Raw genomic sequence first — 25037 nt, 5'->3', positions numbered from 1 at the left:
ACGGACCCTAAGGTGTCGGCATGGACCTCGACACCGTCCGGACCTTCGTCGCCGTGGCCGACGCGGGACAGTTCCAGGAGGCCGCCGCCGAGCTGGCCGTCACCCAGCAGGCCGTCTCCAAGCGTATCGCCGTACTGGAACGCGGCGTCGGCGTGCGGCTGTTCACCCGTACCGCGCGCGGCGCCGAACTCACCATCGACGGGCAGGCGTTCCTGCCGCACGCGCGCGAGCTGCTGCGGGTCGCCGACCGCGCGGTCGCGTCCGTGCGGGTCGGCCGCCGACCGCTCCGTGTCGACGTGCTCGCCTCGCGCGGCGCGGCGTCCGGCCTGATGCGCGCGTTCCACCACGCGCACCCCGGCACCGAGCTGGACGTGGTGTGGCTGCTCGACATGGAGAGGGCCGTCGCCGCCGTCCGGTCCGGGGAGATCGACGCGTCGTTCCGCGCCGTCGGCGTGCCCGGCCGGCCCCTTCCCGAGGACATCGACTCCGTCCGGGTGCTCGACGAACCGCTCCAGCTCCTCACCGGTCCCGCCCACGCGCTGGCGGACGCCCGGTCGGTGCCCCTCGCCCGGCTCGCCGGGCACCGGATCTGGATGCCCGGCATCGTCCCCGGCAGCGAGTGGGCCGCCTACTACGACGACCTCGTCGCCGAGTTCGGCCTCACCATCGAGGCGACCGGGCCCAACTTCGGCTCCGACGCGCTCCTCGACACCGTCGCCGGCACCCCCGCCCTGGCCACCTTCATGGGCGAGCACACCCGCCTCGTCTGGCCCGCCGGCCACGGTCTGCGCCGCATCCCGGTGACCGACCCGGAACCCGTCTATCCGCACTCGCTGCTCTGGCACCGCGACAACCCCCACCCGGCGCTGACCGCCCTCCGCGTCCACCTCGCCGCCCTCCCGGACCGCCTCGACGCCCCGGCGACCTGGACCCCGAGCTGGGTGCTCCCGGCCAGGGACCGGGGGAACAGGGACGGCCGGCCCCCCGAGGCCGGCCTGCCGGCAAGCCAGTAGCAAGAGCCAGTAGCGAGCCGGTGGCGGGCCAGTAGAAGGCCGGTGGCAAGCCGGTGGCAAGCCACCGGCGAGCCGGCGGCGAGGAGTATCGGGCGGCTGCGGCGCGCCGGGGCGACCCGGCGAGATGCCCGATATATCACTGTCGGGTGTCCTGTCCTCCTGCCGTCCCCGCGTCCGCGCGGCCCCTCCCCGGACCCGCATGACCGCGCTGATCCTCTGCCACTTCGTGCTCGCGCTGTGCGCCGCGCCCCTCGTGAAGTGGTGGGGCACCCGTGCCTTCCTCGTGCTGGCCCTGCCCCCCGCGGCGGCGGCCGGCTGGGCGGCCACCCGGTGGAGCACCACGGCCGCGGGCGGCGCCGACACCTTCGACTGGGCCTGGCTGCCCGCCTACCGCGTGCACTGGGCGCTGCGCCTGGACGCCCTCGCCGAGCTGATGGTGCTGCTCGCCGCGGGCGTGGGCACCCTGGTCCTCGTCTACTGCGCCTCCTACTTCGACGACGGATCGCGGCACCTGGGCAGGTTCGCCGGGAACCTGCTCGCCTTCGCCGGGGCGATGCTCGGTCTGGTCCTCGCCGACGACCTCGTCCTGCTCTACATCTTCTGGGAGCTGACGACCGTCTTCTCCTACCTGCTGATCGGGCAGACCAGCGACCACAAGCGGAACCGGCGCAGCGCGCTGCAGGCCCTCACGGTCACCACGCTCGGTGGACTGACCATGCTCGTCGGCTTCCTGCTCCTCGGCCACGAGGCGGGCACCTACCGGATCTCGGCGATCCTCGCCGACCCGCCGCCCGCGTCGGCGGCGCTCTCCGCGGCGATCACCCTGATCCTCGTCGGCGCCCTCTCCAAGTCCGCGATCTGGCCGTTCAGTCTCTGGCTGCCCAACGCCATGGCCGCCCCCACGCCGGTCAGCGCCTATCTGCACGCCGCCGCGATGGTCAAGGCCGGCGTCTACCTCATCGCCCGGTTCGCCCCCGCCTTCGCCGAGGTCACGCCCTGGCGCCCGCTCCTGCTCGTCCTCGGCTCCGTCACCATGCTGCTGGGCGGCTGGCGGGCGCTGCGCCTGAACGACCTGAAACTCGTCCTCGCCCACGGCACCATCAGCCAGCTCGGCTTCCTCACCGTGCTCACCGGGGCCGGACGCCACGACACCGGTCTCGCCGCCACCGCCATGATCCTCGGGCACGCCCTGTTCAAGGCCCCGCTCTTCCTGGTCACCGGAGTCATCGACCACGCCACCGGCACCCGTGACCTGCGCCGCCTGTCCGGCCTCGGGCGGCAACTGCCCGCCGTGTGCGCGGTCGCCGTCGTCGCCGGGCTCTCCATGGCCGCCGTACCGCCGCTGCTCGGGTTCGCCGCCAAGGAGGCGGCGTTCCAGTCACTGCTGGAGGGCACCCCCGCCGACCGCTGGGCGCTCGCCATGACCGTCGTCGGCTCGGCGCTGACCACCGCCTACACCCTGCGGTACCTGTGGGGCGCGTTCGCCCGCAAACCGGGGGTCGCGGACACGGACGCGCACGCCGTCTCCCCGGCCTTCCTCGCGCCGCCCGCCGTGCTCGCGCTGGCCGGTCTCGTCCTCGGCCCCGGCGTCTCCTGGCTCCAGGGCCTGCTCGGCACCTACGCCGGGCAGTTCCCGGCGCCCGCCCACCCGTACCACCTGGCGTGGTGGCACGGTGCGGGGCTCGCCCTCGGCCTGTCCTGCGCGGCCTGGGCGGGCGGTGTGCTGCTCTTCCTCGCCGCGGGTCCCGTCGTGCGCGCCGGGCAGCTTTTCGCGTGGCGCCCCGCCGACCGCGTCTTCGGCCGGTTCCTGCTCGGCCTGGAACGCACCGCCCTGCAGTGCACCGGCTTCGTGCAGCGCGGCTCGCTGTCGGTGTACCTCGTGACGACCCTGTGCGTGGTCCTCGCCGGTCAGATCGCGGTACTCGTCGCCGACGAACCCTGGGCCGGAGTACCCGCCCCGCGCCTGTGGGACCACCCCGCCCAGGCCGGGGTCGCCGTGCTGACCTGCGCCGTCGCCCTGCTCTGCCTAGGGGTGCGGCGCCGGATGAAGGCCGTCGTGCTCGCCGGCCTCACCGGGTACGGCACCGGGCTGCTCTTCGTCGTGCAGGGCGCGCCCGACCTGGCGCTGACCCAGTTCTGCGTGGAGACCGTCTCGATGATCGTCTTCGTGCTCGTACTGCGCCGGATGCCGGTCCGCTTCGAGGAGAGCTACAGCCGGTGGCGGCGGGTGCTGCGGATGCCGGTGGCGCTCGCGGGCGGCGCCGCCGTCGCCGTCGTCGTCTGGATCATGGCCGGGCACCGCCGGGCCGGGAGCGCCGGGGCGGCGATGGTCGAGGAGACCGCCCACCACGGCCTGAAGGACGTCGTCGCGACGATCCTCGTCGACCTGCGGGCCTGGGACACGATGGGGGAGTCCGCCGTGCTCGCCGCCGCCGCGATCGGCGTCACCAGCCTCATCTACCTGCACCGCCGCACCGACAGCGCCGAGCAGCCCGTACGCCCGCTGCCCGGCGACCATCCGCACGCCGTGCTGCGCACCGCCTGGCGGGCGTCGTCGTACGAACTGGCGGGCCTGCCCAGCGGCGACGAGGGTGCCCCGGAGCGGACCTGGCTCGCCGCCAGTTCCACCCTCGCGCCCGAGCGCCGCTCCCTCGTCCTCGAAGTGGTCGCCCGGCTCATCTTCCACCCCATCCTGGTCCTCTCCGTCTACCTGCTGATGTGCGCGGAGAACCTGCCGGGCGGCGGCTTCGTCGCCGGGATGACCGCCGGCGTGGCCTTCATCGCCCGCTACCTCGCGGGCGGCCGGCACGAACTCGCCGACGCCGTGCGCTTCAAGCCGGGCCTCTTCACCGGCCTCGGCCTGTTCCTGTCCACCGGGGTCGCGCTGGGCGGCCTCGCCGAGGGCACCGTGCTGCACGGCTGGACCTGGCACGGCCACCTCCCCGTGTGGGGCGACGCCCACCTCTCCAGCGCCGTCCTCTTCGACGGCGGTGTCCACCTCCTGGTCCTCGGCGTGGTCCTGGACATCGTGCGGGCCCTCGGCGCCCGCATCGACCGCCAGATCGAACGGGCCACCGCCCAGCGCGCCCCGCGCCGAAAGGCGGGCCCCGCATGACCGTGAGCCTCGCCCTCCTGGTGACCGCCGCCGTCCTCAGCGCGGTCGGCGCCACCCTGCTGCTCACCCGCTCCCTGACCCGCATCCTGCTCGGCGCGGTCGTCCTCGGCAACGGCGTCAACCTGCTGGTCCTCGCCGCCACCGGCAGCGCGGGCGAGGCGCCGCTGCTCTACCCGCACGTCATCCGCAACCGCGTCACCGACCCGCTGCCCCAGGCCATCGCGCTCACCGCGATCGTCATCACGCTGGCCACCACCGCGTTCCTGCTCTCCATGGCCTACCGCAGCCACCAGGTCACCGGGTCCGACGAGATCAGCGACGACACCGAGGACCGGCTGGTCGCCCTGCGCGCCGAGTTCCTCCACCGGCGCGGCGAACTGCGCGACCGCTACCGCGAGGCCCGCGCCGAACCCGGCACCGACCCCGAACTGGACGCCCGCTACCGGGCCGCCCGCAAACGGCTGCGCCGCAAGGTCCGTGCGGAACGCGCCTACCAGGCCCGCGCCAACGACGTCTCGGGAAACCTCTGGAACGACATCCTCGGCGCCGACCCCGAGGACTACCGCGCCGGCCGGGAACGGGGCTCCACCGACGCGACGGGACGGCCCGCACCGGCCCCGGCCCGCTCCGCCGGGCCCTCCAACGACCCCGAGGAGAGCGGCCGCGAGCCCGACTCGCACCCCGGCGAGGACTCCTGCCACCCGCCGCCCGGCGAGGACGGCCCCGGCCAGGACGGTCCCGACCAGCCCGACGACCCCGAGGGCGCCGGCACGGAAGGAAACAGGTGAACGCGCTCGTCCCCCTCCCCGTACTGCTGCCCCTGTGCGTGACGGGCCTGAAACTGGCCGTCGGACCACGGCTCCAGCGGTTCCAGCGGTTCATCAGCCTCGCCGTGCTCGGCGCGGTCCTCGTGCTCTCCGTGATCCTCATGGTCTCCGCCGACCGCCACGGCCCGCTCAGCGTCAACCTCGGCGACTTCGCCCCGCCGCTCGGCATCACCCTCGTCGCCGACCGCCTCGCGGGCCTGATGCTCACCGTGTCCAGCGCCATCACCCTGCTCGTCAACCTGTACTCGGTGGGCCAGGGCATGGCCGACCGCGACGACCAGACCCCGGTCGGCGTCTTCCACCCCGCCTACCTGATCCTGGTGGCCGGAGTCTCCTGCACCTTCCTCGCCGGAGACCTCGTCAACCTCTACGTCGGCTTCGAGATCATGCTGGTCGCGAGTTTCGTCCTGCTCACCATCGGCGGCACCGCGACCCGGATCCGGGCCGGATCGACGTACGTGATCATCTCGCTCTTCTCCTCGGTGCTGTTCCTCGTCGCGATCGCCATGGCCTACGCGGTCGCGGGGACCGTCAACTTCGCCCAGCTCGCGGGGCGCCTGCAGGAGATCCCGCTCGGGGTACGCACCCTGCTGGAGGCCATGCTGCTGACCGTCTTCGCGATCAAGGCGGCCGTCTTCCCGCTCGCGGCCTGGCTGCCCGACTCCTACCCGACCGCGCCCGCGCCGGTCACCGCGGTCTTCGCCGGTCTGCTCACCAAGGTCGGCGTGTACTCGATGCTGCGCACCCAGACCCTGCTCTTCCCCGGCCACCGCCTCGGCGACCTGCTGATGCTCGCCGCGCTCGCCTCCATGGTCATCGGCGTCCTCGGCGCGGTCGCGCAGACCGACCTGAAACGGTTGCTCTCCTTCACCCTCATCAGCCACATCGGCTACATGGTCTTCGGGATCGCGCTGGCCGGGCGCGGCTCGATCAGCGGGGCGATCGTCTACGTGGCCCACCACATCACCGTGCAGACCACCCTGTTCCTCGTCGCCGGGCTCATCGAGCGGCGCGGCGGCACCACCGAACTCACCCGCCTCGGCGGCCTGGCGAGGTCCGCGCCGCTGCTCGCCGTGCTGTTCTTCGTCCCCGCGATGAACCTCGCGGGCATCCCGCCGCTCTCCGGGTTCATCGGCAAACTCGGCCTGATGCGGGCGGGCGTCGACAACGGCGGCGGCTGGGCCTGGCTGCTGGTCGCCGGGTCCGCCACCACCAGCCTGCTCACCCTGTACGTGATGGCGAAGGTCTGGAACCTCGCGTTCTGGCGGGACGCCCCGCCCGGGTACGACGGGGAGGACGTGGTGCTGGAATCCGCCGAGGACGAACCGGAGGACGACGAGGGCGAGGGGGAGCGGGAGCGCGAGGGGGAGGGCGGTGGCGGTGACGACGCGGGGGCGGGTACGGACGAGGGCGCCGACGAGGGCGCGGCGGGGAGCGTGCGGGCGGCGGGCTCCGGGAGCGGCCTGCCGGTGCCGGCGGGCGCCGTGGTCCCCGCCGGGTTCCTCGGCCAGTCCATCACCACCACCAAGCGGCTGCCCTGGCCGATGCTGGTCGCGACCGGCGCCGCCGTCGCCCTCGGCCTGCTCTACACCGTGCTCGGCGGCCCGCTCACCACCTTCACCGAGGCCGCCGCCACCGAACTCCTCGCCCGCACCCCCTACATCGAGGCGGTCCTCGGCCGATGAGCAACCTCCTGCGGGACCGCTCCCCCTATAGCTGGTCCTTCCGCGTGGGCCGCGGCCGGCGCATCCTCGACCTGCCGCTCATCGCCTGGCTCGCCGTGATCTGGATGCTGCTGTGGGGCACCCCGTCCTGGGGCAACCTCGTCAACGGCGTCATCGTCGCGGTCTGCCTCTGCCTCGCCTTCCCGCTGCCCGCCGTCGACCTCGGCCTGCGGCTGCGCCCGTGGGGCATCCTGCGCCTCGCCACCCACCTGCTCTACGACATGTTCTCCGCCAGCGTCGAGGTCACCCGGCAGATCTTCACCAAGGGCCCCTACCACGCGGCGGTCGTCGCGGTTCCGCTGCGGGTGCGCAGCGACCTCATGCTCGCCGCGACCGCCGTCGCCGTCTCCAACGTCCCCGGCGGCTCGGTCATCGAGGTGCGCCGGTCGACGGCCACCCTGTTCCTGCACGTCCTCGACGCCGACGACCCCGGCGAGATCGAGAGCGCCCGGCGGTCGGTGTGGCGCATGGAGGAACTCGTCGCCCGCGCCTTCGGCACCGCCGAGGACATCGCCCACGCCGCCCGGCCCGTACCGGAAGGGGACCTCTCGCCGTGACCGTCCTGCACACCGTAGAAGAGGCCATGCTGGTCGCCGCGGTCGTGATGATCCTCGTCGCGGGCGCCCTGCTGCTCCACCGCATCTGGTACGGGCCCTCGATGCTGGACCGCGCGGTCGCCCTGGACGTGGCGGCGGCGCTGATCATCGCCGGCATCGGCGTCAAGGCCGCCCACGACGGCGACTCCTTCTACTTCCCCGTGATGCTGGTCCTCGCCTTCCTCGGCTTCACCGGCTCGGTGGGCATCGCCCGGTTCATCGCGGTGCGCGACCGGCCCGCGCGGCGGCCCGACGGCAAGGAGGACCACCGGTGAGCCTCTGGTCCGAGGCGGCCGACCTGATCGGGGCGGCCCTGCTCCTCCTGGGCTGCCTGCAGAGCCTGCTCGGCGTGATCGGGATGCTCCGCTTCCCCGACGTGCTCTCCCGCAGCCACGCCGCCACCAAACCGCAGACCCTCGGGATGCTCCTGGTCCTCGTCGGGGTCGCGCTGCGGCTGCGCGACGGCATCGACCTGGGCACCCTCGCGCTGATCGCCTTCTTCCAGTTCCTCACCAGCCCGGTCGCCTCCCACCTGGTGGCCCGCTCCGCCTACCGCACCGGCCAGACGGGCTCCCGGGGCCTGCTCCGCGACGACCTCGACCCGCAGCTCAGCGACGGGGACGGGGACGGGGAGCGGCCCGGAACGTAGCGGAACTCACCGGCCGGGGGCACCGCCGGGGACGCTCTCCATGACCTCCACCAGCCGCCGCAGCGCCTTCAGCACCCACTCCCGGTCTTCGCCGAGCCCGGCCAGCAGTTCCACCTCGGCGGCGAGCTGGCGCGGGAAGAGGTCGTCCACGGCCCGCGCTCCCGCGTCGGTGATCTCGACCAGGACCGAGCGCCGGTCGGCCGGGTTCGGCGTCCGCGCGATGAGACCGCGCCGCTCCAGCTTGGCCAGGGTCTTGCTGACCCCGGCGGGGGAGAGGCCAAGGCGCTCGGCCAGCCGGCGGGCGATGACCGGCGAGGTGGCGTGCCGCAGCGGGACGAGGGCGTCGACCTCGGCGGGGGTGAGGCAGGCCCCCGCGTAGCGGGGGTCGACGGCGTGGTTGAGCAGACCGACGGCGTTCTTGAGCGCGGCCACCACCTCCATCGGGGAGGTGTCGAGATCCGGGAGCCGCGCCGCCCACCGGGCCCGGGTCTCGGCCGGGGAGGGGAACATCGGACCGCCTCTCACGCAACTTTGTTAACCAGTGAACCATTGGTTACCGTTACCGCCATGATATCCCCGTCCCCGTCCCCCTCCCATCAGAACGCCGCACCCGGCAGCCCCGACGGCTCCAGTAGTCCCGGCAGCCCCGCCGGCTCCGGCAGCCCCGCCGGTCACGACGCGTCCGGCAAGGCCGACCCGTCCGCCGTACGCCCCGCCGTCCTGGTCACCGTGCTGGCGTCCCTGACCGCCGTCGCCCCGCTCGCCATCGACATGTACGTGCCCGGCTTCCCCGCCATGGGTGAGGCGCTCGGCACGAGCAGCGCGGCCGTGCAGCTCACGATGACCGCCTTCCTCGCCGGACTCGTGGTCGGCCAGCTCCTGATCGGCCCGCTGAGCGACCGGACGGGACGCCGTGGACTGCTGCTGGGCGGCACCGTCGGCTTCGTCCTCTTCTCCGTGGCCTGCGCGGTGGCCCCCGACATCACCCTGCTGACCGTCGCCCGCTTCCTCCAGGGCGTGGCCGCCGCGGCCGGCATGGTCCTCGCCCGCGCCGTGCTCACCGACCGCTTCCAAGGCGCCGACCTGCCGCGTCACTTCGCGGTGCTCTCCCAGATCATGGGCGTGGCGCCGGTCGCCGCGCCGGTGCTGGGCGGCGCCGTACTGTCGGTCTCCACCTGGCGCGCGGTCTTCGCCGTCCTCGCCGTGATCGGCGTCCTGCTGCTGCTCGCGGTGGTCCGGACCGTCCCCGAGACCCTCCCGCCCGAGCGGCGCCACGCCGACGGCCTGGCCGGCACCTTCCGGGCGATGGGCGCCCTGCTCGGCCGGCGGACCTTCATGGGGTACGTGCTCGTACTCGCCTGTGTCTCCGCCGCGCTGTTCACCTACATCAGCGGCTCCAGCTTCGTCTTCGAGGAGATCCACGGCGTCTCCTCGACGCTCTACTCGCTGATCTTCGCCGGCAACGCGATCGGCATCCTGCTCGCAGGCGCGGTCTTCTCCCGGCTGACCGGGCGGCTGCGGCTGAACACCCTGCTGTCCGCGGGCGTCGGCGTGGTGCTGCTCGGCGCGCTGGCGCAGGTACTGCTCGTCGTCGCGGTGGGGGAGACGCTGGCCGGCACCTGGGCGACGCTGTTCGTCACCTGCTTCGGCATGGGCCTGGTCTTCCCCGCCACGATGAGCCTCGCCCAGTCGCTGGCCCGGCACGCCCCGGGCGCCGCCTCCGCGCTCCTCGGCGGACTGCAGTTCCTCTTCGGTGCCGTCGCCTCGCCGCTCGTCGGGCTGTTCGGGGAGGACAGCTCACTGCCCATGGCGCTGATCATGCTGGTCGCCGCGGTGGCGGCGGCCTGCGTCCTCGCCGGACTCGCCCGGCCCTGGCAGGGGCACGGCGAACCGGAGGGCGCCGGGCCGGCCGGCCGCTGAGCGCTCGGGCCGGGCCGGCCGGGGTGCGGTCGCGCGGTCAGAGCACGCGGCCCACATGTGCCAGCGCCTGCTTCAGCAGCACCCCGTGGCCGCCGGGCATCTCGCTCGCCAGCTCCGGGGACAGCGCCTCCTCGGGGCTGAACCAGACCAGGTCGAGCGCGTCCTGCCGGGGCCGGCAGTCGCCGGTCACCGGCACCACGTAGGCGAGGGAGACCGCGTGCTGCCGCGGGTCGTGGTACGGCGTGACCCCGTGCGTGGGGAAGTACTCGGCCACCGTGAACGGCTGGAGCGCGGCCGGCACGCGGGGCAGCGCCACCGGGCCGAGGTCCTTCTCCAGGTGGCGCAGGAGGGCGTCGCGGACCCGCTCGTGGTGCAGCACCCGGCCCGAGACGAGGTTCCGGCTGACCGTGCCGTCGGGTCCGATGCGCAGGAGCAGACCGACGCTGATGACTTCGCCGCTGTCGTCCACGCGCACGGGTACGGCCTCGACGTACAGGATGGGCATGCGGGCGCGCGCCGATTCGAGTTCGTCGGTCGTCAGCCAGCCCGGCGTGGTTTCGGTCATGTCAGACATCGCTTGATCATACTTTCCGTCGCCCTCGCTGCCCATGTGCCGCTCCATGACAGCACAATTGTGAGCTGTGCCACGCCGGGTCCGGCCGGGCGGCCGCTTCAGTCGAGGGTCTCGGGCGTGGGCGCGGGTGTGCGGCCGGCCAGTACGTCCTGAAGCCGCTCGGTGCCGTCGCTCGCCCCCTGCCGGACCGAGTCCCGCGCACCGCCGTCGAGTCCGCCGCCGGTGACGGTGAGCGCGCTGTCCCCGACCCGTACGGCGGCGAGGTCGAGGGTGAGGGTCGCGGGGTCCCCGGCGGCGGTGCCGTCGACCGTCAGGCGCAGTCCCTGGCGCGCGTCGCCGACCTCGGGCACCGACTCCTCGATCACCTGCACGGTGCGCTTCTTCTTCGCGGAGTCGGTCGCGGTGAACTCGTCGCACGCCACCGGCAGCGACTTCAGCCAGTCCATGGAGTCGTCCAGCGCGGCCCGGTCGTAGCCGGCGACCTGCTCCAGCAGCCGGGAGCCGCCCTGCTGGAAACCGGCGAGCGCGGAGCCGCCGGACGGTTTCCCCAGCAGGTCGTCGCGATGCCTCCTGGGGACGTGATGCGTCCGCCCAGCGCATCACCGCCCCCGGGGCGGCACCAGCGCACGGGGGCGTTCGGGTGAGCCCGCGCGCGGTGCGCGGCAGGGCGGTGCCGCCCGTTGCCGGGTGTGGTCAGCCGGCCCGTCGCAGGGCGTCCTCGGCGACCTTCTTGTCCAGCGAGGCACGGACCAGAGCGGCGGCGAGCACGGCCGGGTCGGTTCCGCCGGCCGCGGCCAGCAGCCGGTCGGGGTCCTCCGGCAGGCCCAGCCGGGCCGCACCCTGGAGCGCCTTGCGGTCCAGGTAAGGGGCGGCCTCCGGCCACACCCGCTGGACCTCGCGCAGGAAGATGTCGGCCCCGGTGGGGCCCACGCCGGGGAACTCCTGGAGCAGCCCGCGCAAGCCGGGCACCGCGCCGTCCGCCTCCGCGCGCAACCGGCGCAGGTCACCGCCCCAGCGCGCGTTCAGCGTCTCGGCCGCCACGCCGAGCTGGGTGGCGGTGCGCTCGTCGTAGCGCCGGTAGCCGCCCCGGCCGAGCGCGTCCACCCGCGCCTGCCAGGTGGCGCCGGCCATCCGCCGCGGATCGCGCAGCCCCGCCTCGTGCAGGGCGCGGGCGGTGGCCACCGCGACGGAGCCGCGGATGCGGGCACTGAGCAGATGGGCCAGCACCAGCAGCCGGTACAGCGGCTGCGGGGCGTCCGTCAGCTCGATGCCCGCTTCCTCGGCGTACGTACGACCGTGCGTGCCCACGAGTTCCCGTACGACGCGCGCGTCACGGCCGGCGGTCATCGGGTGCTCCTCCCGGTCCGCCCGGAGCCGGATCAGTCCTCGCGCGGCCAGTTCTCGGCGTCGAACATCCAGCGCTGCTTCTCGAGTTCGGCGGTGATGCTGATCAGCAGGTCCTGGGTGACCGGGTCCGGCTCGTCGGTCGCCTTGATCCGCTCGCGCAGCCGGGTGATCGCGGTCTCCAGCGCCTCGACCATCAGCTTGACGGCGTCGGTGTCGCGCACCCAGCCGTCCTTCGGGCCGGGCAACGTGAACTGCGACGCGACGGTCTCCGGGCGGCCGTCCGCGGGAATCCCCAGCGCGGAGGAGCGCTCGGCGACGGTGTCCGCGAAGTCCCGTGCGCTGGTGACGACTTCGTCGAGCTGCAGGTGGATCGAGCGGAACCGCGGCCCGACGATGTTCCAGTGCACCTGCTTCCCGATCAGGGAGAGCCCGAGAAGATCCACGAGCGTGCTCTGCAGCGCGTCCCCGGTGACCTGGCGGGCCGATTCGGGGATCGTGCTCTTCACGACAGTCATGAGGTCTTACTCCTTGTGGCGTCGACTCGTTGACACGGAGCGGTGCGTGGCGCCGCGGCCCGCGGGTTCCCTCCCGGACACGGGCCGGTCACCGGGTGCCGGCCACGGACGCGTGCGGCGGGGATGTCACACCGGGCCGGGGCCGTCCCCACCGGGAAGGGCGGGTCGGGGTCCCGGGGGTCCTGTCGCGGACGGGCCGCGCGGCGCAACCACTCCATGGCAGCCCGAGTGCCCCGGCCGCACCAGCGCAAACACCCGTACCGCCCACCCGTACCGCCCACCCGTATGTCTCGGCGCACCTGCTCCCGTGCGGTCAGCGTGCCAGGACGCCGTCCAGGAACCCGGTCAGGTCGGCCAGTACCTCGTCGCGGTTGGTCTCCAGGAACACCTCGTGCCGGGCGCCCGGGTAGATCCTCGTCGTCAGTTCCGCGCCGGCGAGCCGCTCGACGCCGGGGCGGCTGCCGGGCAGCGGTACCAGCCGGTCGTCGTCGCCGTGCAGCCACAGCAGGGGGACCGGCCCGGCGTCGCCGCCCCCGGCCACCGTCTCCAGCGTCCGGACGAACGCCCGGAGCGTCGGCCGTTTCATCGGCCCGTGCCACACCAGCGGGTCCGCCGCGTACGACGCCCCGACCGCCGGGTCCCGGGAGAGCGCGGACGGTCTGATCGGGATGTCCGGGATCTCGTCGAGGGCGAGCAGCCGGCGAGGCAGCTCCCAGTCGCCGATCACCGGCCCGGACAGCGCCAGCGCGGTGAGGGTCCCGGGGTGGCGCTGGGCGTACCGGGCGGCGATCAGTCCGCCCATGGAGTGGCCGACCAGGACGAGGGGCGGGCCCGGGTGGGCGGTCCGGGCGAGGTCCGCCGCGGCGCGCAGGTCGGTGACGACCTCCTCGAAGTCCTCGATCAGCACCCGCTCGCCGTCCGAGCGGCCGTGCCCCAGGTGATCGGGGGCGTAGACGGCCGCGCCGTGCGCCGTCAGTACGCCGGCGACCTCCTCGTAGCGGCCGGCGTGCTCGCCGTACCCGTGCGCCAGCAGTGCCACGTAACGGGGGTGTGACGCGGGCCACTCGTGGACGGCGAGCCGCCCCCGGGTCCCGGTCAGGGTGTGCGCGCGGGCCTCGGCCATGACTCCTCCGGCTGCGTCGGTGAAGGGCTCTCCGGGGGATCTTCCCAGCGGGCCGCGCGGCGGTCTATAGTCCAAAACTAGCAGTGCTAATTAAGGCTCGTGGCGATCCGCCCGGCGACGGCCGACCGACGGCGGCCGAGCGACGACGATCAGGAGACCTCCCGTGCGTCCCGTCCACTTCGCGGCCGCCCGCCGCACCCCGATCGGCAGGCTGCGCGGCGCCCTGTCCACCGTGCGCCCCGACGACCTCGCCGCCACCGTGATCCGCGGCCTGGTCGCCGACGCCCCCGCGCTCGACCCGGCCCGGATCGACGACGTCCACTGGGGCGCCGCCAACCAGGCCGGTGAGGACAACCGCAACGTCGCCCGCATGGCCGCCCTGCTCGCCGGTCTGCCCGAGACGGTCCCCGGCGCCACCGTGAACCGCCTGTGCGCCTCCGGTCTGGAGGCCGTCACCACCGCCGCCCGCACCATCGCCGCCGGCGAGGCGGACATCGTCCTGGCGGGCGGCTCGGAGTCGATGAGCCGCGCGCCCTTCGTGCTGCCCCGCCCCGACGAGGCGCTGCCGCACCGCATGGAGACCGCCGACACCCGCCTCGGCTGGCGGCTGGTCAACCCGGCGATGAAGGACCTGCACGGAGTGCTGGCCATGGGCGAGACCGCCGAGGAGGTCGCCGAGCGGTACGGCGTGCCCCGCGAACGCCAGGACGAGTTCGCGCTGCGCAGCCACCGGCTCGCCGCCGAGGCCCGCGAGAACGGCCGCTTCGACGCCGAGCTGCTCCCCGTCGAACGCCCCGACGGCGTCACCGTCTCGGCCGACGAGTGCGTCCGCGAGGACACCTCGCTGGAGAAGCTGGGCCGTCTGAAGCCGGTGTTCCGCGCGGGCGGCACGGTCACCGCGGGCAACGCCTCCCCGATGAACGACGGCGCCGCCGGCCTCCTCCTGGTCAGCGAGGAGGCCCTGGCCGACCTGGGCCTGGAGTCCCTCGGCCGGTACGTCGCCGGCGCCTCGGCCGGCGTCCACCCGGACGTCATGGGCATCGGACCCGTTCCCGCCACCCGCAAGGCCCTGGCCCGCGCCGGATGGAACGTCGCCGACCTGGAGGAGGCCGAGTTCAACGAGGCGTTCGCCGCCCAGGCGCTCGCCTGCGTGGACCAACTCGGCATCGACCCCGGCCTGGTCAACCCCTACGGCGGCGCCATCGCGCTGGGCCACCCGCTCGGCTGCTCCGGCGCCCGCATCCTCACCACCCTGCTCCACCGCATGCGCCGTACCGGAGCGGCCCGCGGGCTGGCCACCATGTGCGTCGGCGTCGGACAGGGCAGTGCGGTCCTCGTCGAACGGCGCTGATCCCGCCCGTACGGCCCCTTCCCGACCCTGCAGAGCCGCAAGGAAACGGAGCAACACCCCATGGCAACCCTTTCCGTCGCCGCGATCCTCGCCGAGAACGCCCGGCGCCGCCCCCACAAGGAGGCGCTGGTCGAAGGCGACCTGCGGCTGACCTTCGCCGAGGTGTGGCAGCGGGCCCTCGCCCGCGCCGGTGCCCTCACCGGCCTCGGGGTGCGGCCGGGGGACCGGATCGCGCTGATGGCCCCCAACACCGCGGAGTTCCCGCAGGCGTACTTCGCGATCGCCGCCGCGGGCGGTGTCGTGGTCCCGGTCCACCTGCTGCTCTCCGCCGAGGAGGTCGAGCACGTCCTCACCGACAGCGCCGCCACCCTGCTGCTGGTCCACCCCGCGCAGGCGGAGACGGGCACGGCCGCGGCCCGCGCGGCGGGCGTGCGGGTGATCACCCTCGGCGAGGAGTTCGCCCGGCTCGCGGCGGACGCCGAACCACTGCCCTCGTACCTCACCCGCGACGCCGACGACCCGGCCGTCGTCTTCTACACCAGCGGCACCACCGGCGTCCCCAAGGGCGCCGTGCTCAGCCACTTCAACCTGGTGATGAACGCGACCGTCAACGCCTTCGACGCCAACGACATCCGGCCCGAGGACATCGCGCTCGGCGCGCTGCCGCTCTTCCACGCCTTCGGCCAGACCGTCTCCCTGAACTCCACCTGGCGCGCCGGGGCGACCCTCGTGCTGCTGCCCCGCTTCGACGCGGCCCGCGCCATCGAGCTGATGGTGAGGGAGAAGGTCAACACCTTCCACGGGGTGCCCACCATGTTCGTCGCCCTGGCCGCCGCGGCCGGACAGGCGGACGCGCTGCCCGGACTGCGGGTGTGCGTCTCCGGCGGCGCCTCCCTCCCCGTCGCCGTGCTGGAACGGTTCGAGGCCGCGTTCGGCGCCCGGATCTACGAGGGCTACGGGCTGTCCGAGACCTCCCCGGCGGCGGCCGTGAACCAGCCGGTGTTCGGCGCCCGGCCGGGCACCATCGGCCATCCGCTGTGGGGGGTCGACGTCGAGATCGCCCGCGCCGAGGCCGAGGGACACGTCGAACTGCTGCCGCCCGGCGAACTGGGCGAGGTCGTGATCCGCGGCCACAACGTCTTCTCCGGCTACCTGGGCCGCCCCGAGGCCACCGCCGAGGCGCTGGTCGACGGCTGGTTCCGCACCGGGGACCTCGGCACCAAGGACGACGAGGGCTTCCTGCGCATCGTCGACCGCAAGAAGGACGTCATCATCCGCGGCGGCTTCAACGTCTACCCGCGAGAGGTCGAGGAGGTCTTGGCGCGCCACCCCGGCGTCGCCCAGGTCGCCGTCATCGGCCTGCCGGACGAACTGCACGGCGAGGAGGTGTGCGCCGTGGTGGTGCCCGCCCCGGGCGCCGCTTCGGACGCCGGGCAGATCACCGAGTGGTCCAAGGAGCACCTCGGCCGGCACAAGTACCCGCGCCGCGTGGAGTTCGCGGACACCCTGCCGCTGGGCCCCAGCATGAAGGTGCTCAAGCGCGAACTGCGGGCGCTGTACGCGCAGCGGGTCCCCGAAGCCCGGTGACGCCGCCGGTGGGCAGGGGCGATTAGCATCGGTCCTCGCAATGGACATGATGACGATCTGGCACCTCACCGGCTGGGAGTTCGCGGCGCTGGCCGCCGCGGCTCTGCTCGTCGGCTTCTCCAAGACCGCCGTGAGCGGGGCCAACACGGTCAGCCTCGCGATCTTCGCGGCGGTCCTGCCCGCCCGCGCCTCCACCGGCATCCTGCTGCCGGTGCTGATCGCCGGTGACGTACTGGCCGTCCTCACCTACCGGCGGCACGCGCACTGGCCCACCCTCTGGCGGCTCTTCCCGGCGGTCGGCGCCGGCGTGGTCGTCGGCACCCTGTTCCTGCTCCGGGCCGACGACACCGCCGTACGGACCTCCATCGGCGCGATCCTGCTGCTGATGGCCGGGGTGACGCTCTGGCGCCGGCGGACCGCCGGGGCCCGGCCGGAGGAGCCGGAGGAGGGGACCACCTCGCGCGCGGGCCGGGTCAAGGCCCGCTCGTACGGCGTCCTCGGCGGCTTCACCACCATGGTCGCCAACGCGGGCGGGCCGGTGATGTCGCTGTACCTGCTCTCCGCCGGTTTCCGGAAGCTGGGCTTCCTCGGCACCTCCGCCTTCTTCTTCCTGATCGTCAACGTCTCCAAGCTGCCGTTCAGCGTGGGCCTCGGGCTGATCGACGGGCACTCGCTGCTGCTCGACGCCGCCCTCGTCCTGTTCGTGGTGCCCGGCGCCCTGCTCGGCAAGTGGGCCGTGAACCGCATCAACCAGCGCCTCTTCGAACGCCTGGTGATCGCGGCGACGGTGGCCGGCGGCCTCCAACTGCTGCTGCGCTGAGGTTCGAGCGCCGCGGACCGGCCGGTCAGCCTCCCGCGGTCGCGCCGGCCGGCTGCCGCGTCCGCCGCGGCAGCCCGCTGCTCAGATCCTCCACCAGCAGCCGCTTGGCGATCGCGTCGACCGCCGCGCGCACGTCCGCGTCCGAGGGACGGCCGATGTCCCGCGCCACCCGCTCCTCCAGCCAGGCGGTCCAGGCGCCCGCGATCACCGCGGCCTCCCGGGCCCCCGCCTCGGTGTGCGAGAGCAGCGAGCCGTTCCGGGTCAGATACCCCTCCTGGACCATCCGGTCGAACACCGGCAGCAGCACCTCCGGCGGCAGCCTGCGGCGCGCGGCGATCAGCCCGAGACCGGCATGCCCCACCAGCCGGGTGAACAGCTCGACCTGCATCACCGCCCAGGCGCCGGCCACGTCCAGCCGGGTGTCGCTGTCCGCGATGATCCGGCGCGCGGTGTCCAGCTCCGTCGACCCGATGATCTTCCCGACGGTCCCTTCGAGGACCCGGCGCGAGTCGGCGTCGGTCGGCGAGGCGAACCCCTCGCCCAGGTCGGTGGAGCCGGCCCGCGCGCTGTCGCGCAGCCGCACCTGCTTGAGGAAGAGCGCCACGAGGAAGCCCAGCGCGGCGACCGGCACCGTCCACAGGAAGACCGTCTGGATGGTCTGCGCGTAGGCGTCGATGACCGGGGCCGCCGCGGCGGACGGCAGCCCGTGCACCCCCTCGGGGCTGGTGGCCGCCCGGCCGATCGAGGCCGGGTCCGCCGCGCCGGTCGCGGCGGCCGCCGCCACGCCGTCACGGAGATGAGGCGTGAGCGAGTTGGCGTAGATGGTGCCGAAGACGGCGGTGCCGAAGGAACTGCCGAGGGTACGGAAGAAGGTGACGCCCGAGGTCGCGGTGCCCAGGTCCGCGTACTCGACGGTGTTCTGCACGGCGATGATCAGCACCTGCATGCACAGTCCGATGCCGGCGCCGAGCACGAACATGTACAGCGACTCCAGCGCGGCTCCGGTGGACGGGCCCATACGGGACATCAGATACAGGCCGAGCGCCATCACCAGCGAGCCGGCGATCGGGAACAGCCGGTACTTCCCGGTCCGGCTGACCACCGTCCCGCTGAGGATCGAGAAGGCGAGCAGCCCGATCACCATCGGCAGGGTGCGCACCCCCGAGACCGTCGCCGAGTCGCCGTCGACGTACTGCAGGTAGCTCGGCAGGTACGTCATCGCGCCGAGCATCGCGAAACCGACGATGAAGCTGAGGATCGAGCAGACCGTGAAGACGGGATTGCCGAAGAGCCGCATCGGCAGCATCGGTTCGGCCGCCCGGCGCTCCGCCCAGCAGAACAGGCCGAGCGCGATCACCCCGCCGGCGAACAGCCCGATGATCACGGGCGAACCCCAGGCGTACTGGTTGCCGCCCCAGCTCGTCGCGAGGATCAGCGCGCTGGCGCCGATCGCCACCAGCGCGATGCCCAGGTAGTCGATGACCGGCCGGGCCGCCGACTTCACCACCGGGATGGTGCGGGCCGCGGCGATCACCACGACGATCGCGATGGGCACGTTGACGTAGAACGCCCAGCGCCAGGTCAGATGGTCGGTGAACAGTCCGCCGAGGAGCGGCCCGATGACCGTGGAGACGCCGAAGACGGCACCGATGGCGCCCTGGTACTTGCCGCGCTCGCGCAGCGGGATCACATCGGCGATCAGCGCCATCGCGGTGACCATCAGCCCGCCCGCGCCGATGCCCTGCATCGCCCGCCACAGGATCAGCAGCGTCATGTTGGTCGCCAGCCCGCACAGGAACGAGCCGACGATGAACACGATCGCCGACACCTGGAAGACGATCTTGCGCCCGAACAGGTCGCCGAACTTGCCGACCAGCACGGTGGCGACGGTCTCGGCGAGCAGGTACGAGGTGACCACCCAGGACATGTGCTCGGCACCGCCGAGATCCGACACGATCGTCGGCAGCGCGGTACCGACGATGGTCTGGTCCAGGGCGGCGAGCAGCATCCCCAGCACGATCGTGACGAAGACGACGTTGCGGCGCCGGGGGTCCAGCACCGGCGGCTGGGCGGCGGCGGTCCCTTGCGGCTTCTCGGCGACTGTCACACGCTCACGATCACATCGGCCGCCCGGCCCTGCATGCGGGCGCGGTCCGCCCGAGTGGGCCGCCGCGCCCCCCTCGCGCCCGCCGCGTCAGCCCCGCAGCCGCGGTGCGCGCACCGCCGCGTCCACGGCCGAGCCGTCCCGTTCGGCGTCCCGGGCCAGCGCCCGCGCCCAGCCGGCGAGCCCGGCGAGGTCCAGGCCGTGCGGCCGGGGCCGCCCCGAGGAGGCGGCCCACGCCTCGACGGCACCGGCGCCGCGGCGCAGCAGCCGGGGCCCGCCGGCGCGGTTGCCGCGAGCGGCGTGCGTCAGACCGACGGCGAGCTGGGCCAGGCCGCGCCACAGCTCCCGCTCCTCCTCGGGCCCCGACTTCCAGGCGTCCTCGAAGACCTCGTGCGCGTGGAACGGCTTGCCCGCCGCCAGCAGCCGCTGCGCCTCGGCGACCGTGGCCGCCGGGGCGCGCACCACGCCCTCGGGCTGCCGCTCCACGCCGTCCGTGCCGTACGGGAGGGGCCGGCCCAGCCCGTCCCGCGGCCGGGCGTTGCGCGCCCGCCCCTCGCCGTCCCGGTCCCGCGCGTCCACCTGCCGGTTCGCTGGTGTGCTGTCCATGCCCCGATTGTCCCCCGCCCCCACCGGCTTCGGCTCGCCCCGGGGTGTGCGGTAAGCTACTGACCGCGTGATCGCGCGTTTCACCGCGGGCGAGCGCATCGGGACGTGGCGCAGCTTGGTAGCGCACTTGACTGGGGGTCAAGGGGTCGCAGGTTCAAATCCTGTCGTCCCGACTTGTAGAAGTCGCGGGTCGAAGGGCCTGCCGGAGAAATCCGGCAGGCCCTTCGACGTATGTCCTGGGGACCGTTCGGGGACCGGGAGGTCCAGCGGGCGCGTCGGGGTCCGGCCCGGCGGCGTGCGGGCGCTGGTCAACGAGGGGACGTGTCTCCTCGTTGACCAGGGACACCGCCTCCCCGACCGCGCCGTGTCACGGTCTGCCGAGCGGGGGCGGCGGCCCGTCCTCGGTGGGCGGGGACGGAGCCGCGAGCCGGTCGTCCGGCACCCGCTCGGTGGCGCCGTCCGGGAAGCGGATCTCCACCGCGCCGTCGTCCCCCGTCCGCACCCCGGCTTCCCCGCGGAGTGAGGGGAGGTCCGTGCACAGCTCCGGGTCGGCGGTGAGGATCACGAGGGTGGCCAGCAGGCGCTCGCCGCCCGGGTGGTGTGCCAGGAGGACGGGGGTAGCCGAGTGGTGGCCGTAGGCGTTGTGCCCCTCGGCGCGGACGACGTCCCCGCGGTGCCCGGACGGACCCGTCCAGCCGGACAGGGCGATCAGTGCGCTGGTGAGACCGTCCCGGCGGGTGACGAGGGACCAGTCACCGCCCGTCCGCCCGGCGGGGGGCGTGTCGTCGTCGGCGAGGGCCCAGCCGCCTTCGCGTACCGGCCCGCCGACGGGCGTGCGGACCCGGTGCAGGCGGATCTCCCAGGGCCCGCGGACCACGCTGGCGGTGACGATGCGCCGCCCGGGGGTTCCCGCCTCGGCCACCGGCGTGTGCCAGGACACCGCTCCGTGCGCCGCCGTGAACAGGGGGTGGATACGGCCCCGGCGGGAGGGCCGCGAGCCGTCCAGCAGGGCGATGTGGTTGTCGGGACCCTGCGTGCCGTCCGGCGGTGTCTCGGGTGCGGTGGCGCTGGAGTAGGCGAGGCGGTGGTAGTGCGGGGAGTCCTCGGCGGCCGCCGGCGCCGGAGGGAAGCGGTCGCTGCCGTGGTTGACCAGGCGCACCACGCCGTCCGCGGCCGTCGAGTGCAGCAGCCACCCCGGACCGGGCAGGGCCACTTGCCGGTCGGCGGTGTCGACCGGGCCGGGCTCCTCGCGCGCCGTCCACACCGGATGGCCGGCGGGCAGGAGCAGACCGAGGAAGGCCTTGCTCGCCCAGTAGGGGGAAGCCGGGCCCGAGTACGGCTGGGTGACGGGCAGGAAGGGCCGGTACCAGCCGAGCGTCAGCAACCCGTTCGCGTCGGGCACGCCCCGGTCGGTGAAGTGCCGCAGCGCGCCGGAGGCCAGGCGCCGGGTGCGGCCCGGCGGGAGCGGGGTGGCGTCGGCGAGGACCCCGGCCCACAGCGGGGCGGCGGCGCCGTAGCGGTAGGTCAGCGAGCGGCCCTGGTGGAGGGGCGCGCCGTCGGAGCCGAAGAAGTACTGGTGGGTGTCGAGGAACCGGCGGAGCCGGGACCGGTGGGTGGCCACCAGGGCCGGATCGGCGCGGGGACCGGCGATCCGGGCCCACAGCACCGGATAGAGGTGCAGCGCCCAGGCGTTGTAGTAGTCGAACTTCTTCCCGTCGCCGTCGGTGTACCAGCCCTCCCCGCGGTACCAGTCGTCGAGGCGGGCCAGCCCGGCGTCGATCTCGGTGCGGCGGTGGGGCGCGCCGACCGAGGCGAGGAACTCCTCGGTGACGACCTGGAAGAGCCGCCAGTTGGAGTCGTTGGCGGTGGCGCCGACGAAGCCGCCGAGCCAGGCGGCGGCGTTCTGCCGGACCCGGTCGGGCAGCCGGTCCCAGATCCAGGGGCGGGTCTCGTGCAGGCCGATGGCGACGGAGGCCGCCTCGACCATCGGCTGGGAGCGGTCGGTGATGGGCGGCCAGTGCTCCGGATGCGCGGGGTCGGTGCCGGCGGCGAGTCCGGTGCTGTAGCGCTCGACCAGGTCCTGGACGGTGGTGTCACCGGGTCGGTCGGTGCCCCGGGCGCCCGCGATGCGGAAGGCGGCGAGCAGGAAGCTGCGGGCGTAGCCCTCCACCCCGTCGGACCAGCGGCCCGAGTGGCCGGTGCGGCCCGGCAGGTGGTACTGGGCGAGGTGTGCGGTGGCGTACGGCCGCAGGGCGGCGAGCAGGGTGTCGGCGGCCGTCTCCCAGTGCGCCCGGGTGTAACCGGTGACGGGGGAGAGGCCGTGATCGGGGGCGGGCGGGGAACCGGGGCCGGCGGACGGGTACGTCGCGGTCATACGGCGGTGGGGTCCTTGTCGGTCAGAGGTCGCGGGCCGGCGCGGGCGGCGGGGCGACGCTGTCGCGTACGACGATGTGGGTGCCGAGCAGATGACGGATACCGGCGGCGCGGTCGGGGTCGCGCAGCGCCAGTCGTACGGCGGCGCGTCCGAGTTCCTCGGACGGGGTGCGCACGGTGGTCAGCGGCGGATTGAAGTCCTCGGCCAGCGGGATGTCGTTGTAGCCGACGACGGAGAGGTCGTGCGGCACCCGCAGTCCGGCCTCCCCGGCGGCGCGCAGGACACCTGCGGCGACCATGTCGTCCCCGGCGACGACCGCGGTGAAGTCCGGATTGCGGCGCAGCAGTTCGGTCATCGCCCGGTGCCCGGCCGCCCGGCCGAGCCCGCAGTCGACGACGTGGGCCGCCCCGGCGGGCAGGCCGTGTGCGGCCAGTGCCGCGCGGTAGCCGCGGACCCGGGCGTCGAGAGAGGTGTTCCCCGGCAGGCCGCCGAGGAAGGCGATGCGGCGGTGGCCGGCCGAGAGCAGGTGCGAGGTGATGGCGAGGGCTCCGGCCTCGTTGTCGAACTCGACGACGAGGGCCGGGATGTCCGGGTCCGGCGACGGACGGCCGCACAGCACGAGGCGTGCGCCCGAGGCGTCGAGTGCCTGGGCGTAGCGCGCCACGCGCTCCCGGTAGGAGTCGTCCTCGACCACCCCGCCGACCAGGACCACGAGCCGGGCGCCCTCTTCCCGCATGAGCTGCACGAACTCCATCTCGCGCTGCGGGTCGCCGCCGGTGGCGCCGACCAGACAGAGCCAGCCGTGGGCGGCGGCCTCCGCCTCGATGCCCTCGGCGACCTGGGCGTAGAACGGACTGGTGACCTGGCGCAGGACCACAGCGACCATTTTCCGGCCGCCGCCGACCAGGGCGCGGGCGTGCGCGTTGGCGACGTAGTCCAGGGCCTTGGCGGCACGCAGGACCCGGGTGCGGGTGGCGGGCGGCACCGGGTAGTTGCCGCTCAGCACCCGGGAGACGGTGGCCACCGAGACACCGGCCCGTTCGGCCACCTCGCGGATCGTGACCCGTTCCCTGGCTGCCATGCGTCCTCCCGTTCCTGTCGCCCCGTTCGTGTGTCCGCGAGGGTCCCGTGCCGTGCTCACGCGTTGGCGGCGAGTTCCTCGGCGTACTCCTCGGCCATTCTGTCGCCCCCCTGGGAGCGCCACTTCTGCACGGCGTCGTCGAAGGCGGACATCGGGGCCCGGCCGGCGATGACCGAGGTGACCGTGTCCTCCACGCCCGCCTTGAGGGTGGTGCCGCTCTTGGTGTAGGTCTCCGACTGGAGCCCGTAGGAGGCGTCCCGGACCGCCACCGGGACGACCTTTCGCTGCCAGGTGTGGACCGCCCGCACCGCCTCGGCGTTGCCGGGCACGAAGAGCACCTGCGGTCCTTCGGCCAGGTAGCGGAAGGGGAGGTTGGTGACGTTCTCCACCTCACCGAGCTTGGTCGGCTGCGGGGAGCCGTCCTTGCCGCGGGTGAAGTGGGTGCCCTCCAGGCCGTAGTGGGTCAGTTCCCACTCCTCGCTGCCGAAGGGGGCGGCGAGGTGGTCCAGGACGCGCAGCAGCAGTTCGATCCGCTCCTTCTTGGCCTTCTTCAGGATGGTGTGGCCGAAGGAGCGGCGGGCGGCGACGATCCCGCCGGGGGTGCCGTCCACGCTGTACGGGTGGGCCGGTGCCGGGGTGAGCAGCCCCTCGGAGTCCGGGAAGAGGGTCTGGTAGGCGCCGAAGCCGTTCTGCATGGAGGCGACGGTGCCGTTGAGGAAGAGGGTCTGCAGCTCCGGGGTGCCCATGGAGGCGGAGTCGGGGTGGTAGACGCCCTTCTTGCGGAGCGCCGCCTGGTAGGCGATGGCGGCCTTGAACCGCTCGTCGGTGTAGTTGGCGTGGAAGGCGCCCTTCTTGTCCGCGGCCCAGTTCACGGGGGCGCCGTGGGCGGCGGCGTGCACGGCGTTGCCGAACAGCGATCCGGTCGCCGAGCCCAGGGCGTACCGCTTGCCCTCGGTGGCCCGGGCCGCGACGGCGGCGAAGTCGTCGGAGCTCCAGCCGTCCGCCATGCCGGCGTCCGCGAACAGTTCCCCGTTGACCCAGAGCGTGGAGCCCGGGAGCGGGCGTTCCAGGGGTATGCCGTGGATGCGGCCTCCCACGCGGCCCATGTCACGCCAGGCGTGGGTCGGGATGTTGGCGAGATTCGGGTAGTCCTCGACGGCGTCGCCCGACAGGAAGGGCGTCAGGTCCTCGGCGCGCCGTTGCACGAACTGGGCTTCCCGGGGCAGGACGAAGCCGGAGAACATGTTGATGATGTCGGGGAGCGACTCGGGGTCGCCCGCCATGACCGTGGCCATCTTCTTCTGGTAGTCGTCCGTGGGCACCACGGTGAACTCGATCTTGACGCCCAGTGCCTTCTCCACGGCCTGCCAGTACCGGTTGTCGGCCCGGCCCTTGGGCGGGGTGCCGAAGGTGACGGACATGACCCGGACGGTCGAGCCGTCACCGGGCGTGCGGGCCACCGACCGCGTCAGGTCGGCCGGGTAGGAGGTGTAGCCGGGCTGCACGCCCTCGTCGGTCGGGGCGAGGTCGGGCTTGGCGGCGGTGGTCGGCCGGTAGGCGGGCCAGGCGGCGAGTTTCTTGCCCGCGTTGGAGGTGCCGCCGCCCGACGAACCGGTGGAGCAGGCGGTCAGCAGACCGGGTACGGCGACGGCGGTGCCCGCCGCGGTCATGGAACGCAGCAGGGTGCGTCGGGACATACGGGGCATGACGG

General features: G+C 73.8%; 21 protein-coding genes, 1 tRNA gene and 1 pseudogene. 12 read left to right on the top strand and 11 right to left on the bottom strand.

Annotated elements, in window-relative coordinates; translation table 11 throughout:
* Nucleotides 1-20: 20 nt before the first annotated feature.
* The 7 genes from ABEB00_RS24925 (at nt 21) to mnhG (ending at nt 7924) form a co-directional block, all read left to right on the top strand.
* On the top strand, nt 21-1013 hold the full coding sequence (locus ABEB00_RS24925) for a LysR family transcriptional regulator (protein WP_345622404.1): 993 nt from the start codon (nt 21-23) through the stop codon (nt 1011-1013).
* A 199-nt stretch (nt 1014-1212) separates the two neighbouring features.
* On the top strand, nt 1213-4128 hold the full coding sequence (locus tag ABEB00_RS24920) for a Na+/H+ antiporter subunit A (protein ID WP_345622403.1): 2916 nt from the start codon (nt 1213-1215) through the stop codon (nt 4126-4128).
* Entirely contained in the window at nt 4125-4916 is a 792-nt protein-coding gene (locus ABEB00_RS24915) for a Na(+)/H(+) antiporter subunit C (RefSeq protein ID WP_345622401.1), read from the top strand. The genes ABEB00_RS24920 and ABEB00_RS24915 overlap by 4 nt, the downstream gene beginning before the upstream one ends.
* A complete protein-coding gene (locus tag ABEB00_RS24910; RefSeq protein WP_345622400.1) occupies nt 4913-6640 on the top strand; it encodes a Na+/H+ antiporter subunit D in 1728 nt (575 codons plus the stop codon). Before ABEB00_RS24915 ends, ABEB00_RS24910 begins: the two co-directional genes overlap by 4 nt.
* Nucleotides 6637-7236, top strand: coding sequence for a Na+/H+ antiporter subunit E (locus ABEB00_RS24905; RefSeq protein ID WP_345622398.1), 600 nt, complete (start codon nt 6637-6639; stop codon nt 7234-7236). Before ABEB00_RS24910 ends, ABEB00_RS24905 begins: the two co-directional genes overlap by 4 nt.
* Nucleotides 7233-7550, top strand: a complete 318-nt coding sequence (locus tag ABEB00_RS24900; RefSeq protein WP_345622397.1) for an MrpF/PhaF family protein — start codon at nt 7233-7235, stop codon at nt 7548-7550. The genes ABEB00_RS24905 and ABEB00_RS24900 overlap by 4 nt, the downstream gene beginning before the upstream one ends.
* Nucleotides 7547-7924 carry a monovalent cation/H(+) antiporter subunit G gene (gene mnhG, locus ABEB00_RS24895; RefSeq protein WP_345622396.1) on the top strand — a complete coding sequence of 126 codons (378 nt, stop codon included), beginning with the start codon at nt 7547-7549 and terminating at the stop codon, nt 7922-7924. Before ABEB00_RS24900 ends, mnhG begins: the two co-directional genes overlap by 4 nt.
* A gap of 6 nt (nt 7925-7930) precedes the next feature.
* Here the strand turns inward: mnhG and ABEB00_RS24890 are convergent, their stop codons facing one another.
* Entirely contained in the window at nt 7931-8434 is a 504-nt protein-coding gene (locus ABEB00_RS24890; protein WP_345622395.1) for a MarR family winged helix-turn-helix transcriptional regulator, read from the bottom strand.
* A gap of 57 nt (nt 8435-8491) precedes the next feature.
* Here ABEB00_RS24890 and ABEB00_RS24885 point away from each other — a divergent pair, with 57 nt between their 5' ends.
* Nucleotides 8492-9844, top strand: coding sequence for a multidrug effflux MFS transporter (locus ABEB00_RS24885; RefSeq protein WP_345622394.1), 1353 nt, complete (start codon nt 8492-8494; stop codon nt 9842-9844).
* A gap of 37 nt (nt 9845-9881) precedes the next feature.
* On the opposite strand, the gene ABEB00_RS24880 is transcribed toward ABEB00_RS24885, so the two are convergent.
* The 5 genes and pseudogenes from ABEB00_RS24880 to ABEB00_RS24860 form a co-directional block, all read right to left on the bottom strand.
* Entirely contained in the window at nt 9882-10409 is a 528-nt protein-coding gene (locus ABEB00_RS24880; RefSeq protein WP_345622497.1) for an NUDIX hydrolase family protein, read from the bottom strand.
* A 107-nt stretch (nt 10410-10516) separates the two neighbouring features.
* A pseudogene (locus tag ABEB00_RS24875) lies at nt 10517-10978 on the bottom strand (hypothetical protein); the annotation flags it as partial.
* Nucleotides 10979-11111: 133 nt separating this feature from the next.
* On the bottom strand, nt 11112-11765 hold the full coding sequence (locus ABEB00_RS24870; protein WP_345622393.1) for an HhH-GDP family DNA glycosylase: 654 nt from the start codon (nt 11763-11765) through the stop codon (nt 11112-11114).
* 32 nt (nt 11766-11797) lie between these two features.
* Nucleotides 11798-12280: a Dps family protein gene (locus ABEB00_RS24865; protein ID WP_345622392.1), complete on the bottom strand. Its 483-nt coding sequence runs from the start codon at nt 12278-12280 to the stop codon at nt 11798-11800.
* 313 nt (nt 12281-12593) lie between these two features.
* On the bottom strand, nt 12594-13403 hold the full coding sequence (locus ABEB00_RS24860; RefSeq protein ID WP_345622391.1) for an alpha/beta hydrolase: 810 nt from the start codon (nt 13401-13403) through the stop codon (nt 12594-12596).
* 163 nt (nt 13404-13566) lie between these two features.
* Here ABEB00_RS24860 and ABEB00_RS24855 point away from each other — a divergent pair, with 163 nt between their 5' ends.
* From ABEB00_RS24855 to ABEB00_RS24845, 3 genes are read left to right on the top strand one after another with little or no spacing between them, the layout of a single operon-like run.
* Nucleotides 13567-14754 (top strand): thiolase family protein, encoded by a 1188-nt coding sequence (locus ABEB00_RS24855; protein WP_345622390.1) that lies wholly within the window; start codon nt 13567-13569, stop codon nt 14752-14754.
* A gap of 60 nt (nt 14755-14814) precedes the next feature.
* Nucleotides 14815-16341, top strand: coding sequence for a long-chain-fatty-acid--CoA ligase (locus ABEB00_RS24850; RefSeq protein ID WP_345622389.1), 1527 nt, complete (start codon nt 14815-14817; stop codon nt 16339-16341).
* Nucleotides 16342-16381: 40 nt separating this feature from the next.
* Entirely contained in the window at nt 16382-17161 is a 780-nt protein-coding gene (locus ABEB00_RS24845) for a sulfite exporter TauE/SafE family protein (protein ID WP_345622388.1), read from the top strand.
* Between the two features lie 25 nt (nt 17162-17186).
* Here the strand turns inward: ABEB00_RS24845 and ABEB00_RS24840 are convergent, their stop codons facing one another.
* Both ABEB00_RS24840 and ABEB00_RS24835 read right to left on the bottom strand, forming a co-directional pair.
* Nucleotides 17187-19268: an MDR family MFS transporter gene (locus ABEB00_RS24840; protein WP_345622387.1), complete on the bottom strand. Its 2082-nt coding sequence runs from the start codon at nt 19266-19268 to the stop codon at nt 17187-17189.
* An 87-nt stretch (nt 19269-19355) separates the two neighbouring features.
* Nucleotides 19356-19871 (bottom strand): DUF309 domain-containing protein, encoded by a 516-nt coding sequence (locus tag ABEB00_RS24835; protein ID WP_345622386.1) that lies wholly within the window; start codon nt 19869-19871, stop codon nt 19356-19358.
* 99 nt (nt 19872-19970) lie between these two features.
* Here ABEB00_RS24835 and ABEB00_RS24830 point away from each other — a divergent pair.
* A tRNA-Pro gene (locus ABEB00_RS24830) sits at nt 19971-20044 on the top strand.
* Nucleotides 20045-20238: 194 nt separating this feature from the next.
* Here ABEB00_RS24830 and ABEB00_RS24825 read toward each other — a convergent pair.
* Genes ABEB00_RS24825 through ABEB00_RS24815 form a run of 3 tightly spaced genes read right to left on the bottom strand, consistent with a single transcriptional unit; the run spans nt 20239 to nt 25032 of the window.
* Entirely contained in the window at nt 20239-22245 is a 2007-nt protein-coding gene (locus ABEB00_RS24825) for a DUF2264 domain-containing protein (RefSeq protein WP_345622385.1), read from the bottom strand.
* Between the two features lie 22 nt (nt 22246-22267).
* A complete protein-coding gene (locus ABEB00_RS24820; RefSeq protein ID WP_345622384.1) occupies nt 22268-23326 on the bottom strand; it encodes a LacI family DNA-binding transcriptional regulator in 1059 nt (352 codons plus the stop codon).
* 56 nt (nt 23327-23382) lie between these two features.
* A complete protein-coding gene (locus ABEB00_RS24815) occupies nt 23383-25032 on the bottom strand; it encodes an extracellular solute-binding protein (RefSeq protein WP_345622382.1) in 1650 nt (549 codons plus the stop codon).
* Between the last annotated feature and the right edge of the window lie 5 nt (nt 25033-25037).

Source organism: Streptomyces ziwulingensis (assembly GCF_039542605.1).
Lineage (GTDB): Bacteria > Actinomycetota > Actinomycetes > Streptomycetales > Streptomycetaceae > Streptomyces > Streptomyces ziwulingensis.
Note: the sequence above shows the minus strand (reverse complement) of the source record. Positions and strands in the feature narration are given on the sequence as shown.